Origin of the sequence: Streptomyces malaysiensis subsp. malaysiensis (assembly GCF_040653035.1) — a bacterium.
In the GTDB taxonomy this organism is placed as follows: Bacteria; Actinomycetota; Actinomycetes; order Streptomycetales; family Streptomycetaceae; genus Streptomyces; species Streptomyces malaysiensis.
Map to the genome: position 1 here is coordinate 134,009 of NZ_JBEZNG010000002.1, position 14,918 is coordinate 148,926.

Below are 14,918 nucleotides of genomic sequence, written 5' to 3' on the forward strand. Positions count from 1 at the left end.
CCGTTACCTCCTTCGACCCAGTTGCTCGGTACATGCGCAGCGCAGCAACGGCTGCTCGTTCGCCGCCAGATCGCTCCATTGAGTGGCCACCTTGCCGAGCTGCCCCGCCCCCTCGAACTCCATGATCGAGAGCAGGCCCAGCAGCTGGGCCAAGGTGCGGGCCGTCTCCTGACCGGTCGGCCTGGTCCGTTCCTCGCACAGCCACACCGCGTGCAGCAGCTGGTCGACGGTGCGGCGCAGCGCCGGTCCGGTCGCCACCACCAGGCCCTGGGCGCGCTCCCGCCGGGCGTCCGCACCACCCGGATACGGCGCCTGGGCGATCTCCAGCAGCTCAGCGCACCACTCGCGGGGGCGTCCGGGCAGCGTGGCGGCCAGATGGCCGGCCACATCGTCCGCACCGCCGGACACCAGATGGTGGTTCATACGGTGGGTGACGACCGAGCCGAACGCCTCTCCGCCCGGCGGTTCCCCGTCCGCCGCCTCTCGCCCGTAATGGTCCCTCAGGAGGTGGTGGTCGGCGTACCAGGCGGCGCCGCCGGGGCGCAGCCCGTACAGCCGGTGCACCAGCATCTGGCGCAGTCCGAAGTCCCCGATGAAGTGCCGTCCGCAGCTGGGCCATCCGGTGTCGGTGAGCAGCGTCGCCACCTGGTGCGCGGTCAAGCGGTTCACATGGCCCGACTGATGATGGCGCAGCAGGACGTCGGCGCATTCCTCGTCGTGTGCCACCGACAGATGAGTGAGCAGATCCAGCCACTCGTCGCGGTGCTCGGTCGGCAGCTTCACCGGCAGCTGGTCCATGAGCAGCTCCTGAAGCAGCACTTCGGCCACCGGCCGCTCCGGGGCACCGTCGCCGGGGAGCCGCAGCGGGGCCTCCAGCACGTCCCGGTCGTTGGCGTCCGGGGGCATCCGGAAGGCGGCCGCGGCGGCGGCCAGCCGGATCACCGTATGCGGCCGTCCGCCGCTCAGCCGCGCCACGGCAGCGTCGATACGCCGGCGGTTCGCGCCGCCCTCCGGCTCCACGCGCGTCTGCCTGCGCTCGGTCTCCCGGCGCAGCTGGTCCCCGGTGAGGAAGGGCATCCGCAGCAGCAGGGCCCCGCCGGCCAGCGGAGCCCGGTCCGGTCTGCCGTCCCCGGCGCGCGACCAGGCGGGCGGGCCGCCGTCGGCGGGACGGAACTCCGCCGCGGGCACCACCTCCTCCGGCGGCAGACCGCCGTACAGAAAGGCGCCGCCGTCCGCCCGGCGCGCGGTGCCCACGATCACCACACGGTCGCGCTGCCCGCCCCGGCGGTCGGTGAGCACGGCACGCAGCAGCCGTTCGCCCAGCGGCGACTCGGCGTGGTCCAGCAGCAGCCCCGGACGGCCCACCCGGCGCAGCCAGCCGGACGCCGAGGCATACGCGGCCTCGAGATCCTCGCGCAGCGCCCGGAAGAGGAAGCCCTCCGCCAGCTCCCGTGCCTCGCCGCGCGCCTGGAAGTCGGCGGCGAGATTCCGCAGCCCGTGCTGGGGCTGGCCGGCCGCGCCGGGATACCCGCCGTAGATCCGCTCCAGTTCCACCCGGCCCCGGGGCGCCAAGGACTGGAAGAGGGCATCCAGCAGCGCGTTGCTCACCGCCGCGGAGTACGGGTCGAGCGCCTGCCCCGCCAGGGCCGCCAGCAGGTTCTGGATGGACCCGGAGACCATTCCCTTCCAGAAGTCACCTGTCCGCAGACCGGGCAGACGCCGCTTCTGGGGCAGCCCCTCGTACCGTTCGATCTCCGTCGCGACCGCCGCGGGGGTGCCGTCCGCGGCTCCGGTCGCGATCACCGCCAGGCCGGCGAAGAGCCGGGGAAAGGCGAACGAGCCGCCCGTCCCCTGCCAGGTGCACAGCCGCCGGGCGATCTCGACCAGGGCCTCGGTCGCGGCCGCACGGGCGCCCGGCTCGGGCTCCGCCCGGTCCGCGTACACCGGTGAACCGCAGTCGAGGTAGACCACCGGCACTTTGGTCGCGAAGTGGTCCCGCACCGCGCGTAGCAGCCGTCCCTTGCCCATACCGGGACCGCCGGTGAGCAGCACCACCGGCAGGTCGGGGCCGTACAGCGGTCCCCGGCCGGCGCCCGATGGCGACCGCCCGAGCAGACAGGCGAAGAAACCCTCCTCGCCGAGCAGCTTCTCGAAGCCCAGGTCTTCACACACGGACTCCTCCCCCGTGGAGTGTCCCGCCCGGGATCGGGCGGATGGTGATGATGGGTCAGGAAAGAGTAATGGAAAAAATCAGCGATTCTTATGGACAAGGATAAATACCTGCGGGGAAGTTGACAGATCCGTGGCGGCCTGTCGCCGTCGGCTCGCTGTCGATACGGCCAATACGGTTCGGTGCGCCGGGCGTCTCGCGAGCGCACGGGACCACTGGTGGGTCCGGCGACCCCGCGGTAGTTCTGCACAGTCGAAGGAGTCCTCGGGGTGCCGACGAACCCGTCATCGGCACCCGCCCTTCCTGGGTTGTCCGCGTGGAGGCGGCCGGTGAGCGGGCCCAGCCGGGGGTTTCGGGCTTGACGTGGTCACGTCGGTGAGGCGGAATATCGGCGGCACGGACCTTGTTGCTCGGCATTATTGATCAACAAGGAGGAGGCCCCATGCCTGCGATCCTTCGGCCCCGCGCGCTGCGTTCCGGCGACCTTGTGGTCGTTACCGCGCCCTCGGGCCAGCTCGAGCCGGGTGAGGAACCACTGCTCGCCCGTGGTGTGGCGATACTCGAGCGGATGGGTTTCCGCGTGCGGGTCAGCCCGATGGTCAACCCGGCGCGGAATCGCTGGTGGGCGTCGGGCACTCCGGCGGAGCAGGCCGATGAACTCAATGTTTTGCTCCGGGACCCGGAGGTGCGGGCCATCGTCGCGCACACCGGTGGACAGGCGACCATCGGCTATCTCGATTTGATCGATCTGGACGCGATCCGGGCCGACCCGAAACCGATCCTCGGCTACAGCGATATCTCGCTGCTGCACATGGCGTTGCACGCCAAGACCGGCCTCGTCGGCTTCCACGCCGACATCGCCACCCACGGTTTCGGCGGCGATTGGTACACGCTGGGCGACGAGGCCCGCCGCTCCGAGCTCGTCGACCTCTACACCCGTGTGCTCACCAAGGCCGAGGCGCCGGGCGTCCTGCCGGCGATGGGGGCTTGGGAAACCTGGCGGCCGGGCCGCGCGCAGGGACCGCTGTTCGGCGGTCTGCTGAACCGCCTCGTTCTGCTCCAGGGGACACCGTTCGCGCCGGCCGCCGAACGGTTCGAGGGCGCCGTGTTGTTCTGGGAGGAGGTGCAGCGGCCGGTCTCGCGGATCTGGAACGACCTGCACACCTTGCGGCTGTCCGGTGTGCTGGACCGGATCGCGGGCATGGTGGTCGGCATCCCGACCGAGGTCACGCCCTACGAGGGTGGCGGGGAGCGCGCGGATCTACGCGACGTGGTACTCGATGTCCTGGCGCAGCGTGACATCCCGGTTCTCGCCCAGGCCGACTTCGGCCACACCTCGCCGAACCTGCCGCTGCCTCTCGGCGTCCGCGCACACGTGGACGCGGACAACCGGACGCTGTCCCTGCTCGAGTCGGCGGTCACGGAAGACTGAGTTCCCTCAGGCCCGTGGGCGCCCGCTGTCGTCCAGCGTGACGACCCCCGTTTCGGCACGGAGGACGACTCCGCCGTGACCGGGCACTCGGCCAACCCCCGGCGTCCGGCCCTGCCGACCCCGCCTCTGCCGGGGACGTGCCGCCGGAGGGCGGCTTTCGGCAGACGACGTGGGGGCCGCGGCCGGTGAGGAGCATCCTGCCAGTGCGATCGCGGTGGCTGACACAGCCGTCACGGGCCGTCATGGCTGCCACTGTTCGCGATCCCCGGTCATACTTCGCCGTTCCCCACCGGGGTGGTGACGGGAGTCTGGGGTGACCACGGGTACTCCATCGCGTGCGCCACCGACCGGGCCATCTCGGCATCCTCGAGGCGGTCCACGAGATGAAGCGCCATGTCGATCCCGGCGGACACGCCCGCGCTGGTCACAATGTGTCCGGCGTCGACCCAGCGCTGCCCGGTGCGCACATCCACGCCCGGGTACCGCGACACAAGCTCATCGAGAACACCCCAGTGAGAGGTCGCGGGGAGCCCATCGAGGAGCCCGGCCGCCGCCAAGACCAGGGAACCGTTGCAGACCGACGCCAACAGCGTGCCCCCGGCCGCCAGAGACCGCAGCCGTGACAAGTGCTCCTGGTCGGCCCGGAGGAGATCGGTTCCGGCACCACCAGGATGAACCAGGAGGTCGGGCCTCGGCCCATCATCGACCGCGCCATCGGGCGTGACCATCAAACCCATGCCGCAACGCACCGGCCGCCCGTCGATGCTCGCTGTGCGGACGACCACATCCCGCTTGGTCAACACCTGCCAGAACCGCAGCGTCTCCCACGGGCCGATCGCGTCCAACTCCTCAACACCGTCGAACAACAGCACGGTGACTCGATACCCAAGTGCGTCAGTCATGGTTTTTCGAAACATCTCCTGGCAGGACAAACGACGTGGTCCGACACGATGTCGGACCACTCGATCCTCCGGGGCCGCCACCACACCCACAAGTGGCAGAAGAGGCCGACCAGGATAGATTCCTGCCATGACCGTTCCGAGGGCATCAGGACACCCCACCCGGCCACATCGCATCGCCGTCCTCGCACTCGAGCGAGTACTGCCGATGGAAGCCGGTATGCCGTTCCACATCCTCGGCCAGCCCCAACTGCCCTACGAACTGATGCTCTGCGGCCGCGCCCCGGGCCCCGTCGAAACGCACAACGGATGGCCCCTGACCGCCACGCACGGCCTCGACACCGTCAGGACCGCGGACACCGTGATCGTGCCCGCCTTCCGCGGATTCCTCCACGGCGCACCCCACGACGCGGCAGCCGCACTACACCAGGCACACCACAACGGTGCCCGCATCGCCTCGATCTGCACCGGAGCGTTCGCACTCGCCTCCGCGGGACTGCTCGACGGGCGACGCGCAACAACACACTGGCGCCACACGGATGACCTCGCCCGCCTCTACCCGAAAGTCGAAGTCGACCCCGATGTGCTCTACGTCGACACCGGGAACGTCCTCACCTCCGCGGGCGTGGCCAGCGGCATCGACCTCTGCCTGCACCTCCTGCGCCGCGACCACGGCACGGCCGTCGCGAACGCGATAGCGCGAGAGATCGTCGCCGCACCACACCGGGAAGGCGGGCAGGCACAGTTCATCAAAAGACCGCCAACACCGTCGAACAAAACCGGCCTCGGCGCCACTCTGGAATGGGCGCTCACACACCTCGACAAACCACTGACAGTCGCCGACCTGGCCGCACACGCCCGGCTCTCCACCCGAACCTTCGCACGCAGCTTCGCTGCCGAAACCGGCACCACCCCGATGAAATGGCTCAACACCGCACGCATAGACCGAGCGCGCGAACTCCTCGAAACCACCCACGCCACCATCAGCCACATCAGCCAGACCTGCGGCCTCGGCACCCCGGCGAACTTCCGGCAGCACTTCCGCCGCACCACGGGAACCACACCCAGCGAATACCGCCAAACCTTCACCGCCACCTGACCGCCGCCCCCTCACCCCATGGATCACGGGGCCCGTACTCGGCGAACCGCGTACCTCAGGGGCATCTCACCTCACTGCACAGAGTCATGGACCGCCGCGCAGGGGAATCACCGAACGGACAAGCCTCATATGCACCGGCGTCACCCCCACCCCGCCGGAGGGCTCGACGCCGGTCAGCCTGGCAGCTCCGCCTCCACCAGGTCCGCCGCCCGCCGGGAGCCGTCCCCCGCCGCGGTTCGCTCCCGCTCCGCGGCGCACCGCGCGGCGACGGCCGGGTCGTCGGCGAGCCGCAGTACAGCGGCACGCAGCGCCTCAGCGGTGGCGTCGGCGGTGTCGAGGCACTCGGCGACACCGAGCAGGACCAGCCTGTTGGCGTTGCCGAACTGGTCGGCGGCCTGCGGCACGCAGAGCATCGGGGTGCCGGTGGCCAGGCCCTCCTGGGCGCCGCCGGCCCCGGCGTGGGTGACAAAGAGGTCGGCCTGCCGCAGCACGTCCAACTGCGGCACCCAGGAGTGCACCTCGACGTTGTCCGGCACCGTGCCCAGTTCCTGTTCGGTGACCTGCCTGCCCACCTGGAGCACCAGATGCCAGTCGGGCAGCTCACCGAAGGCGGCCGCGCAGGCGCGGTAGAAGCCGGGCTGCTTGGTGAAGTTGGAGCCGAGCGAGACCAGCGCGACCCGCTTGCCCGCGGCCGCGGCCGGGCGCCGCCAGACGCCCTGGCCCGCCCGGTCGCCCTGGCAGGCGCCGACGAAGCTGTATCGGCGGGTATCCACCCGGTCGGCATACGGCTGGAGTGCCGGGGGGATGAGGACGAGCGAACGCGGGGGGCGACCCATGAAGGTGTCCGGGTCGGTGCCCGCGAGGCCGTTCTCGGCGAGCCAGGAGTGCCAGCGCGCGTAGTAGGCACGGCCGCGCGCGGAGGACTTCAGCTCCCGCGCCAGCTGCGCGCCGATCTCCTCCTCGTACCCCTCCCAGGGCACCAGGTTGGGGGAGAACTGCACGTAGGGCACGCCCCAACGGTGCGCGAGAACCTGTGCTGCCCAGCCGGAGATGTCGCTGAGCACCAGGTCGGGGACGTCCTCTCGGTACAGCGCGGCGAGCTGCGGGAGCGCCTGCACCGCGTCTGTCAGGAACAGCTCGGAGAGGTCGAGCCGGGTCTCGCCCCACGCCTCCGGGTCGTCCCCGGCGGCGGGCAGCGTGGACTTCCACACCCTCGGCTCGGCGCCGGTGGCGCGCACCCTCTGGACGAAGTCGCCCTCGTCGGGAATGGCATAGCTGACCCGGTGGCCACGGGCGACCAGCTCCCGCACGATCCCCAGGCTCGGATTCACATGACCGTGGTGGGCGATGCTGACCATGGCGAGATGGCTCATGGTGCGAACGTTAGTTGAGACGGCGCGTGTCGACAATCATGCCCCTGCCGGGGCGCACGGGCACCATGCGGGCACCGGAGGCATAGCGGCGCCAGCTGGCTCCGGCCTCGGACTCGAGGGGGGTCGTGGTGGTGACCGAGCGCGTCGGCGCTCGTGACCGGCGAGCCACTCAAGGAAGGGTGCTTCCCGTTCGACCTGGTCCGTGACGTACTTGTGACTGCCGGGGGCAACGGTCGGCGCGGGCCCGTGGCTTGGGCAGAACCTCCACAGGGTACGGGGTACGGGGTATGGCGATCACGACTCAGGGAGCGTTCATGACCGATCTCGAATCAGTTCAGGTTGCTGACGGATTCTCCGTCTCCGTACCGCAGCTTAAGGACGCGCTTTTCTCCGAGATCCACTTCATCTACCACGAGGTATTCGTCGAACGCGATTATCTCAAACACGGTATCCGGCTCTCCGACTCCGCGCGGATCGTGGACATCGGCGCGAACGTGGGGATGTTCTCCCTGTTCGTCATGCAGGAATGCCCGGGCGCGCGGATCCTGGCCTTTGAGCCGATCCCCGCGATCCACCAGGCACTCCTGGAAAACCTGGACAGCCACGGCGCTAAGGACGTGCAAGTGGTGCGGGCAGCGCTCGGCCGACGGCCCGAGGAGCGCGTGAGGTTCACCTATTACCCCGGGCTGCCCGGGAACTCCACGCGGTATCCGGAGCAGAAGAAGCTCAATAAGGAGCTGATCGCGGAGCAGATGGGCCACGACGCGGTGGACCGCATCATGGGCGGCGTCGAGGTGGAGGCCGAGGTGCGTCGGCTGTCCGACGAGCTGCGCGACTGGGCACCCGAGGGCCCGATCGACCTGCTCAAGATCGATGTGGAGGGCGCGGAGCTGGAGGTCATGGAGGGCCTCGACGCCTCGGACTGGCAGCGGGTGCGGCAGTGCGTGATCGAGGTACAGGACCTGGACGGCCGCCTGGACGCGGTCCTCGGGGTTCTCGACGCCCAGGGTTTCACGGTGACGACGGAGAGCGCGGTCAACATTCCGGAGGTCTTGCGCGCCTCGATGGTGTACGCCACGCGCGAGCGCGCTCAGTGAGGTTGAACTCGTGGTGTCGTGTGGATGGTCAGGTGGCTGGGAGTCGAGTCCGGTCTCTGTGAGACTGCCGTCGATGAGGTCGGGGCGGTATGGGATGCCCTCCGCGCACTGTGGGAGACGGGGAACAGCCCGCCGATCAGCGTCGTGATCCGTGTGATCCGTGTTGGCGTCCATCGCCGATCCGCCCGCCCATGAGCCCGTAGGTCACGTTCCAACTCCCGCTCAGGTCAGGCGATCTGAGTCTCACCCAGCTGTGCCGTCTCATGAGGTTGGCGCCACGGCCTCCGCGGCATCGGAGTCGCAGCCCTCCTACAAGAAGTCCCGGCTACCGTCTTACACCAGTACATCGAGAACTCCCCGCGCCCTGAAAGGCGAAGCACTCCGCAAGACCAGAGGTAGCCCCTCTCGTCCCGGCCGAGACCGGGCCCCACCGGAGTTCACCCAGCACCGGGGCGGGCGAGGCCGAGGTCGTAGGCGAAGATCACGGCCTGGATGCGGTCGCGGGCGCCGATCTTGGCGAGGACGCGGCCCACGTGCGTCTTCACGGTGGACTCGGAGACGACGAAGCGGGCGGCGATCTCGCCGTTGTTCCAGCCCTTGCCGATGGCGACGAGGATCTCGCGCTCGCGGTCGGTGAGGGACGCCAGCCGCGGGTCCTCGCTCGGGTCGCTCCGGTCGGCTGGTACGTGCTGGGCGTACTCGTCCAGGATGCGGCGGGTGAGGGCCGGTGCGATGACGGCGTCGCCGCCGGCGACGGCGCGGATGCCGGCGAGGAGTTCCTCGGGGCGCGCGTCTTTCAGGAGGAAGCCGCTGGCTCCGGCCCGGAGGGCGGCGTGCGCGTATTCGTCGAGGTCGAAGGTGGTCAGTACGAGGACGCGGGAGCGGCCGCCCGACTCCACGATGCGGCGGGTGGCCTCGATGCCGTCCATACCGGGCATGCGTACGTCCATGAGGACGACGTCGGGACGCAGCTCGGCGGTCTTGCGGACGGCCTCGGCGCCGTGCGCGGCCTCGCCGACCACCTCCGTCTCGGGGATGGAGTCGAGCAGCACCCGGAAGCCGTAGCGCTGGAGCGGCTGGTCGTCCACCACGAGCACCGTGGTCATCGCGCGCCGCCCGCCTGGGGTGTCAGATCCAGGGTGGCTTCCACCGCCCATCCGCCGCCGGCCGCGGGTCCGGCGCTGACGTCGCCTCCGTAGAGCGCCGCTCGTTCTCGCATGCCCACCAGTCCGTGTCCTTCCTCGTTCCATGGTCCGGGAGGTCCGGCCGGACCGTCGTCGCGGACCCGGATGACCAGCCGGACGTCCTCGACGATGACGGACAGTTTCACCGCTGTGCCGGCGCCGGCGTGTTTCAGGGTGTTGGTGAGGGCTTCCTGGACGATGCGGTAGACGGCCAGCTGCATCCCGCGATCGAGGGCGTCCACGTCGCCGACGGTCCGGTAGACCACGTCCAGGCCGGCGGTGCGCACTCCGTCGCACAGCGTCTCGATGTCCGCGAGACCTGGCTGCGGACTGAGTTCAGGCGCCCTGACGGCCCCGTCCGACGCCTCCCGCAGAACGCCGAGTACCCGCCGTAGCTCACCGAGGGCCGTGCGACCGGTGTCGCCGATGAGGTGCAGGGCCTCTTTGCCGCGTTCGGGAGCCGCGTCGGTGGCGTACGCGCCGGCGTCGGCGAGGGTGATGATGACGGCCAGGTTGTGGCCGACGATGTCGTGCATCTCGCGGGCCACCCGGGCGCGCTCGGTGGCGGCCGCGAGTCTGCTGCGCTGGTCGCGTTCGATCTCCAGGCGGGCCGCTCGCTCCCGCAGCCCGGCGAGCTGGGCCCGCCGAGTCCTGATCATCAGGCCGACGGCGAGGGCCGCCGTCGCCGTGCTCAGCAGGAAGAACAGCGCGTCCCAGACGGACACCGCCGCCGATACGCGTGCGGCGACCAGGGCCATCCCCGTCGCCATGATCGCGCAGGCCCACGGCAGCTGCCGTAGCCGCCCGTGCAGGGCGAGGCTGTAGAAAGCGACGAAGAGAGCGACGTCCGCGCGCAGCGCGGCACCCAGCGACCACTGCGCGACGAACACGGCCGCGATGGCTCCGAAGGCCACCATGGGCCGGCGCCGGCGCCACAGCAGCGGCAGCACCAGGCCCGCCTGAACGAGCAGCATGGCCGGAAGGGGAAGCCGGGTGAAGGCGAGCCGGAACCGGCGTGGGCCGTCGCCGTCCCCGGCGCCCCCGTGCAGCAGGTCCGGCAGGCAGAACATGAGGAAGACCAGCACCACCACCGCGGTGTCCAGCACCCATGGATGTGCCTGGTCCGCCTGCCGCAGCCGCTGGCCGCCACGGGAGAGCCGGGCGGCCAGCGGTCCCATGCCGCCGATGTCGCCGGCGGACGTGGTCGTCGTCAAGGAGGTCACCTGCCCATGGTGCAGGCGGTCAGACGTCGCGGCGCACCAGCCGGTACGCCGCCCCCGCCAGCGCCAGCGCCGTCCAGCCGAGGAAGACCAGCAGCCCGGCGGTGGGCGACAGGGTGGTGCTGTCATGGGTCAGGGCGAACATCGACGCGCCCGCGTTGCTCGGCAGGTAGGGGCTGATGTCGCCCCTCCAGGAGCTGGGCAGCAGGGAGACGAGCCCCGGAATCAGCATCAGAGCGCCGACGAGCACCGAGATACCGCCGGCCACCGACCGCAGCAGCGCGCCCAGCGCGGTGCCGATCACGCCGACCAGGCCGAGGTAGAGCCCGGCGCCCAGCAGGCTCCGTACGACCCCCGCGTGCGTCAGGCTCATGGCGGCGGGGGTGCCGGAGACGATGCCACTGCCGAATCCGAAGGTGATGAATGCGCCGAGGGTGCCGACCACCAGCGTGACCAGCCCGAACACGGCCGCCTTGGCCCACAGCACGGGCAGCCGACGCGGTACGGCCGCCATCGTCGAGCGGATCATGCCGGTGGAGTACTCCCCCGCCATGACCAGCACGCCGAGCACGCCCAGGGCCAGCTGGGCGAAGTTGGTACCGAAGAGGGACAGGCTCACGGCTGTCGAGTCGGCGAAGTCCGGGTCCATATGACCGGAGCCGATCCCCGACTTGTAGCGGCTTGAGGCGATCAGCCCGAAGGCGACGAGGAAGAGCAGGCCCAGGCCCAGGGTGATCCACGTGGAGCGCAGCGACCACAGCTTGGCCCACTCCGAGGACAGCACGCGCTTCCCCGTCACCCGGTAGGCGGGACGGCCTGGGCCGGCCGGGGGCGCCTCGATGGGCGCGGTCAGGGTACTCATGCCGCTCTCCCGTCGGCCGCGAGGGTGTCGATGCCGGTCGTGGAGCCGTGGTACTCCACGGCGTCTCTGGTCAGGTTCATGAACGCCTCCTCCAACGACACCGTCCGCGCACTGAGCTCGAACAGCGCGATCCCGTGCTCTGCCGCCTTCAGGCCGATCTCGCGGGCGCTCAGCCCGGTTATCTGAAGCTCCTCCGAGCCGGCACGGCCTGTGATGTCGACACCAGGACCGGCCAACACCTCCCGCAGCCGGGCCGGGTCCTGCGTGGCCACCCGCACCGTGTCGCCGCCCGCCTCGCGGACGAGGTCACCCACGGTGGTGTCGGCCAGCAGCCGGCCACGCCCCACGATGATGAGATGGTCCGCCACCAGGGCCATCTCGCTCATCAGATGGGACGAGACGAACACGGTCCGGCCCTCCTCTGCGAGTCCCTTGAGCAGATTGCGAATCCAGAGCACGCCCTCCGGGTCGAGTCCGTTGACCGGCTCGTCCAGCATCACCGTCTGCGGATCGCCCAGCAGCGCCGCCGCGATACCGAGCCGCTGCCCCATGCCGAGCGAGAAGGCACCGGCCCGCTTCTTCGCCACACTGCCGAGCCCCGCGAGGTCGATGACCTCGTCGACCCGGCGACGCGGAATCCCGTGCGTCAGCGCCAGCGCCTTCAGATGGTTGTGGGCCGAGCGGCCCGGGTGGATCGACTTCGCCTCCAGAAGGGCGCCGACTTCCTGGAGCGGTGCCGTGTGCCGGGCGTAGTGGTGGCCGTTGACCCTGACGGAGCCGCTGGTCGGCGCGTCGAGCCCGACGATCATCCGCATGGTCGTGGACTTCCCCGCGCCGTTGGGCCCCAGGAAGCCGGTCACCGTGCCCGGCCTGACGGCGAAGTCCAGCCGGTCGACCGCCGTCTTCTCGCCGTATCTCTTGGTCAGCCGCTGTGCGTCGATCATTCGCGTTTCTTCCTGTCGGAGACCGGCGCCCGTCCCTCGTCCCTGACGCCTCACCGACCACGCTAGGTTCCGATTCGCACCGGTTCGGTCGTACCGGGGATTGATCCGCACCTGGCGGGTCGTACCGCGGTACTACGGGTCCGGGGATCGATGGAACCTCCGGCGCGGTCCTGGAGAAGGAAGCACGCGCGCTGCCGGCAGGCGCGGGCCGTTCCCGCACGATACCCGGCGGGTATCGCGGCACCCGAAGAGGTCTTGGACAGCCTCCGCGGCCGGCTGGTGCACTTTTCTTCACGCAGGTGGCGCCCGGTTGGCGCGCTCCTCGTTCTTCGGAAATGGAGTTGAATGATGAAGGATCCCGGCATGCGACGACGTCGCTTCGTCGCGGCTGTGCTGGCCGGCGCGGGCGGGGCCACGGCGTTGTCCAGCACCGCTGGTTCAGCCGCTGCCCGGCCAGGATCGCCCTCCGGGCGCGCGAGTGGGCGTTGGCAGCCGCGGGCGCCGCTGCCGGTCAAGCGGGCGGAGGTAGGCACGGCCGCCCTCGCCGGGCGGCTGTTCGTCGTGGGCGGCACCGTGCAGGAGGGGGAAGCCAACCCCGTCTGGGCATCGACGGCGGTCCACAGCTACGATCCCCGACGCGATCGGTGGTCGGTCCACGCTCCCCTGCCCAAGCCGCTCACGCATGTGGGTGTGGCCGCGTCGGGCGGACTCCTGTACGCGTTCGGGGGATTCACCGACGCCGTGCACTTGAATCCGCAGCCGGACGCCTACGTCTACGACCCATGTGAAGACCGTTGGCGCCGGTTGCCGGACATGCCGACCGCCCTCGGATCCATCGCGGTCGCCGCCGTACACGGACGGCTGCATCTGATGGGCGGGCGCGATTCCCACCGCGTCGTCACACCTGAGGGGTCGCCCGTGTCACTGGGGTTCGGCACCGTGTCGGCCCACCATGTCTTCGAACCGGACACAGGCTCCTACCGCCAGGCCCCGCCGCTGCCGGGCGAGGCCCGCGATCACGCCGGCACGGCGGTGCTCGGCAGCAGCGTCCACGTCGTGGGCGGACGCGTGGAGGACGTCGGTGACAACCTCACCCGGCACGACGTCTTCGACACCCTCACCCGGCGCTGGCTGCGCGCCGCGCCTCTGCCCGTGGCCCGATCCGCGGGCGCTGCCGTCGTCATGGACGGGTGCGTCGTTTACGCGGGCGGGGAATGCCGGCCCGGCAGCAGCACCGAGACCTTCGACGACGTCACCCTCTACGACCCGCGCGTCGATCGCTGGAGGAGCCTCACCGCACTGCCGGGCAGCAGGCACGGTTTCGGCGCCGCGCACCTGGACGGCCGAGCCTATTTCGTCGGCGGCTCCCCCAGCTGCGGAGGAGGAGCCAGCACCGACACCTTCGCGCTGTCCTTGCGCCACTGACAGCAGCCGACACACCGGAACGGCCACCGCCAGGTGACCGGACAACCCACGGACGGGCCTGAAGCGTCAACACGCTATTGCTCCAGCGGCTTGGGCTGGCGGCGCGGATCCGCACGGTCCGCTACATCGGCCGGTTCCTCGGCGAGGGGCCGGTGGCCCTCGGCGCCTTCGGCCGTGACCCCGACGACGAAGGTGGAGCGCCTGTGCTCGCACAGGCGCGGTGCGGCATGGAGCGGCTCATCAGGAGCCCACGTGAGGTCTTTCGGGTGGGGTCACAGCGTGACCACGACTTTGCCGTGGACGTGGCGTCCGGCCTGGAGCGTCACCGCGTCGCGGATCTTCTCGACCGGGAAGGCCGCGGCGATGGGGACGGTGAGCTTGCCGGCGAGGATCGCGTCGGTGATCTGCTCCGGGACGTCCGTCGCCGCGTCGATGGCGCCGGTGGCGCGTACGCCGCCGGGAGGGTTGGGGCCCGCGGCGACCGTGGAGATCCGCTCGGGCGCCACGCCGAGCGCCAGCGCGGCCTCGGCCGTCTCCGTGCCGAACAGGTCGGTCGCGGCGGTCACCCCGCCTGGCGCCAGTGCCCGGACCCGGTTCGCCAGCCCGGGGCCGTAGGCCAGCGGCTCGGCGCCCAGCTGCCGCAGGAACTCGAACGTGCCCGGCGAGGCGGTGCCGATCACGGTGGCGCCGGCGAGCCTGGCGAGCTGCACGGCGAACACACCAACTCCGCCGGCCGCTCCCCCGACCAGGACGGTGTCGCCGGACCGCAGGCCGATCGCTGCCAGGGCGGCGGCAGCGGTGAGGCCGGCCACCGGAAGCGTGCTCGCCACCTCGTCGCTGATCCCCTCCGGCGTATGCCACAGCGCATCGACAGCGGGCTTGACCACCACGAAGTCCGCTACCGCCCTACCCAGGGCTCCACCGTAGACGCGGTCGCCCACGGCGAAGCCCGTGGCTCCGTCGCCGACCTCGTCGATCACGCCGGCGAGGTCGGACCCGAAGCCGGACGGCACGGTGATGCCGAATCGCGCCGCCGCCTCTGGTCGCGAGGCGATACTCCAGTCCATCGGATTCAGTCCGGCGGCCGTCACGCGCACGCGGACCTCCCCCGGGCCGGCGTGCGGCTCGGGAACCTCCCGTAGCTCCAGCACTTCGGGGCCTCCGAACGTCTCGTAGATCACAGCTCGGCCCACTGGCAGACTCCTCACAGAAC

General features: G+C 70.6%; 12 protein-coding genes. 4 read left to right on the forward strand and 8 right to left on the reverse strand.

Annotated features, from left to right (window positions below):
- Positions 1–3 precede the first annotated feature (3 nt).
- Positions 4–2,172: a hypothetical protein gene (locus tag AB0E24_RS04785; protein ID WP_102933128.1), complete on the reverse strand. Its 2,169-nt coding sequence runs from the start codon at positions 2,170–2,172 to the stop codon at positions 4–6.
- A 440-nt stretch (positions 2,173–2,612) separates the two neighbouring features.
- Between AB0E24_RS04785 and AB0E24_RS04790 the strand changes: the two genes are divergently transcribed.
- On the forward strand, positions 2,613–3,602 hold the full coding sequence (locus AB0E24_RS04790) for a S66 peptidase family protein (RefSeq protein ID WP_102933129.1): 990 nt from the start codon (positions 2,613–2,615) through the stop codon (positions 3,600–3,602).
- 269 nt (positions 3,603–3,871) lie between these two features.
- On the opposite strand, the gene AB0E24_RS04795 is transcribed toward AB0E24_RS04790, so the two are convergent.
- Positions 3,872–4,504 (reverse strand): DJ-1/PfpI family protein, encoded by a 633-nt coding sequence (locus tag AB0E24_RS04795; protein WP_102933130.1) that lies wholly within the window; start codon positions 4,502–4,504, stop codon positions 3,872–3,874.
- A gap of 127 nt (positions 4,505–4,631) precedes the next feature.
- Here AB0E24_RS04795 and AB0E24_RS04800 point away from each other — a divergent pair, with 127 nt between their 5' ends.
- Positions 4,632–5,600, forward strand: coding sequence for a GlxA family transcriptional regulator (locus AB0E24_RS04800; protein WP_359374931.1), 969 nt, complete (start codon positions 4,632–4,634; stop codon positions 5,598–5,600).
- Between the two features lie 173 nt (positions 5,601–5,773).
- On the opposite strand, the gene AB0E24_RS04805 is transcribed toward AB0E24_RS04800, so the two are convergent.
- Positions 5,774–6,973, reverse strand: coding sequence for a macrolide family glycosyltransferase (locus AB0E24_RS04805; RefSeq protein ID WP_359374932.1), 1,200 nt, complete (start codon positions 6,971–6,973; stop codon positions 5,774–5,776).
- 314 nt (positions 6,974–7,287) lie between these two features.
- On the opposite strand from AB0E24_RS04805, the gene AB0E24_RS04810 reads away from it, so the two are divergent.
- Positions 7,288–8,070, forward strand: a complete 783-nt coding sequence (locus tag AB0E24_RS04810; protein ID WP_359374933.1) for an FkbM family methyltransferase — start codon at positions 7,288–7,290, stop codon at positions 8,068–8,070.
- A 437-nt stretch (positions 8,071–8,507) separates the two neighbouring features.
- Here the strand turns inward: AB0E24_RS04810 and AB0E24_RS04815 are convergent, their stop codons facing one another.
- From AB0E24_RS04815 to AB0E24_RS04830, 4 genes are all read right to left on the reverse strand, one after another.
- The gene (locus AB0E24_RS04815; RefSeq protein ID WP_069869513.1) at positions 8,508–9,176 is read right to left on the reverse strand and encodes a response regulator; all 669 of its coding nucleotides are present in this window, start codon (positions 9,174–9,176) and stop codon (positions 8,508–8,510) included.
- Entirely contained in the window at positions 9,173–10,432 is a 1,260-nt protein-coding gene (locus AB0E24_RS04820; RefSeq protein WP_069869643.1) for a sensor histidine kinase, read from the reverse strand. Before AB0E24_RS04820 ends, AB0E24_RS04815 begins: the two co-directional genes overlap by 4 nt.
- A 64-nt stretch (positions 10,433–10,496) precedes the next feature.
- Positions 10,497–11,336, reverse strand: a complete 840-nt coding sequence (locus AB0E24_RS04825; protein WP_079255791.1) for a hypothetical protein — start codon at positions 11,334–11,336, stop codon at positions 10,497–10,499.
- Positions 11,333–12,280: an ABC transporter ATP-binding protein gene (locus tag AB0E24_RS04830; protein ID WP_079255792.1), complete on the reverse strand. Its 948-nt coding sequence runs from the start codon at positions 12,278–12,280 to the stop codon at positions 11,333–11,335. The genes AB0E24_RS04825 and AB0E24_RS04830 overlap by 4 nt, the downstream gene beginning before the upstream one ends.
- A gap of 363 nt (positions 12,281–12,643) precedes the next feature.
- On the opposite strand from AB0E24_RS04830, the gene AB0E24_RS04835 reads away from it, so the two are divergent.
- On the forward strand, positions 12,644–13,705 hold the full coding sequence (locus AB0E24_RS04835) for a Kelch repeat-containing protein (RefSeq protein ID WP_359374934.1): 1,062 nt from the start codon (positions 12,644–12,646) through the stop codon (positions 13,703–13,705).
- A 272-nt stretch (positions 13,706–13,977) separates the two neighbouring features.
- Here AB0E24_RS04835 and AB0E24_RS04840 read toward each other — a convergent pair whose 3' ends face one another.
- Entirely contained in the window at positions 13,978–14,898 is a 921-nt protein-coding gene (locus AB0E24_RS04840; protein ID WP_102933134.1) for an NADP-dependent oxidoreductase, read from the reverse strand.
- Positions 14,899–14,918: the final 20 nt, after the last annotated feature.

Excerpts from the sequence above, each read along its gene's own strand:
- AB0E24_RS04795 (WP_102933130.1), bottom strand. The coding sequence starts at position 4,504 with ATGACTGACGCACTTGGGTATCGAGTCACCGTGCTGTTGTTCGACGGT.
- AB0E24_RS04810 (WP_359374933.1), top strand. The coding sequence starts at position 7,288 with ATGACCGATCTCGAATCAGTTCAGGTTGCTGACGGATTCTCCGTCTCC.
- AB0E24_RS04835 (WP_359374934.1), top strand. The coding sequence starts at position 12,644 with ATGCGACGACGTCGCTTCGTCGCGGCTGTGCTGGCCGGCGCGGGCGGG.
- AB0E24_RS04815 (WP_069869513.1), bottom strand. The coding sequence starts at position 9,176 with ATGACCACGGTGCTCGTGGTGGACGACCAGCCGCTCCAGCGCTACGGC.
- AB0E24_RS04830 (WP_079255792.1), bottom strand. The coding sequence starts at position 12,280 with ATGATCGACGCACAGCGGCTGACCAAGAGATACGGCGAGAAGACGGCG.
- AB0E24_RS04825 (WP_079255791.1), bottom strand. The coding sequence starts at position 11,336 with ATGAGTACCCTGACCGCGCCCATCGAGGCGCCCCCGGCCGGCCCAGGC.
- AB0E24_RS04790 (WP_102933129.1), top strand. The coding sequence starts at position 2,613 with ATGCCTGCGATCCTTCGGCCCCGCGCGCTGCGTTCCGGCGACCTTGTG.
- AB0E24_RS04800 (WP_359374931.1), top strand. The coding sequence starts at position 4,632 with ATGACCGTTCCGAGGGCATCAGGACACCCCACCCGGCCACATCGCATC.
- AB0E24_RS04805 (WP_359374932.1), bottom strand. The coding sequence starts at position 6,973 with ATGAGCCATCTCGCCATGGTCAGCATCGCCCACCACGGTCATGTGAAT.
- AB0E24_RS04820 (WP_069869643.1), bottom strand. The coding sequence starts at position 10,432 with ATGGGACCGCTGGCCGCCCGGCTCTCCCGTGGCGGCCAGCGGCTGCGG.